Raw genomic sequence first — 1184 nt, 5'->3', positions numbered from 1 at the left:
GGTCGGGGGGCGGCCCCAGAACGCACTGAGGGGGAAGTTGATGTACGGCAGTCGAGATCGCCGTGAGCAGATCACTGTGGGGGTGAGGGCGGGAGCTGCCGCGGCAGGTGCGGTCTTCCTGCTGACGGGCCTGACGGCCTGTTCCGGTTCCTCGGACGGGGACGATCCGGCGAAGGGGGGCGGCAAGGCCTCGGGGCGGCAGCAGCCGAAGGCGACCGACCCCTACTGGGTCAACCCCGACAGCAACGCGGCCAAGCAGGTCGCGGACTTCAGGGAGAGCGGCAAGGACGAAGAGGCCGAGCTGATCCAGAAGATCGCCGAGCAGCCAACCGGCGAGTGGATCGGGACGGAGAACCCGGAGCAGGAGGCGCGCGGCTTCACCGAGGCCGCGGAGAAGGCCGACCGGGAAGCGCTGCTGGTCCTCTACAACATTCCGCACCGCGACTGCGGCCAGTTCTCCGGCGGCGGGGCAGCCGACGGAAACGCCTACCGCACGTGGCTGGACGGGGTGGCCAAGGGCATCGGGGACCGCAGTGCCACCGTCATCCTGGAGCCGGACGCCGTACTGCACCTGGTGGACGGCTGCACCCCGGACGAGTTCCACGAGGAGCGGTACGACCTGCTCAAGGGTGCCATCGAGCGGCTCAAGCAGCTGAAGAACACCAAGGTCTACCTGGACGCCGGCAACGCGGGCTGGAAGTCGCCCGACTCGTTGCACGAGCCGCTGAAGTGGGCGGGTATCGAGAAGGCCGACGGCTTCTCCGTCAACGTCTCCAACTTCCAGACCACCGAGGCGAGCAAGGCCTTCGGCAAGACGCTGTCGGTGAAGGTCGGCAGCAAACCGTTCGTCATCGACACCAGTCGCAACGGCAATGGCCCCTCCACGGAGGGCGATCCGGCGGAGAGCTGGTGCAACCCGCCCGGCCGTGCCCTGGGAGAGGTGCCGACCGTCAAGACCGGTGACGACCTCGTGGACGCCTACTTGTGGATCAAGCGTCCCGGAGAGTCCGACGGCGAGTGCAAGGGCGGCCCGCGGGCGGGTCAGTGGTGGCAGGACTACGCGCTCGAACTGGCCCGCAACACCAAGAGCTGACCGTTCCGCCGGCAGTCCGGCGCGTCACCCACGGGTCCGCCGCGGCCGGTCGCGCCCACGCGGCGGCACCCTCGCGAGGCTGTCTCTTATA

Annotated in this window: 1 protein-coding gene; it reads left to right on the top strand. The window is 68.9% G+C overall.

Features of this window, described 5'->3' with window-relative positions; translation table 11 throughout:
- The first annotated feature begins 40 nt into the window (after positions 1-40).
- The gene (locus GUY61_RS38480; protein ID WP_166634916.1) at positions 41-1093 is read left to right on the top strand and encodes a glycoside hydrolase family 6 protein; all 1053 of its coding nucleotides are present in this window, start codon (positions 41-43) and stop codon (positions 1091-1093) included.
- The last annotated feature ends 91 nt before the right edge of the window (positions 1094-1184 follow it).

The sequence above is a fragment of the Streptomyces sp. GC420 genome, assembly GCF_009916105.1.
In the GTDB taxonomy this organism is placed as follows: Bacteria; Actinomycetota; Actinomycetes; order Streptomycetales; family Streptomycetaceae; genus Streptomyces.
Note: the sequence above shows the minus strand (reverse complement) of the source record. Positions and strands in the feature narration are given on the sequence as shown.

Bases quoted from the DNA above. Each gene is read 5' to 3' on its own strand.
- GUY61_RS38480 (WP_166634916.1), top strand. From the start codon at position 41: ATGTACGGCAGTCGAGATCGCCGTGAGCAGATCACTGTGGGGGTGAGG.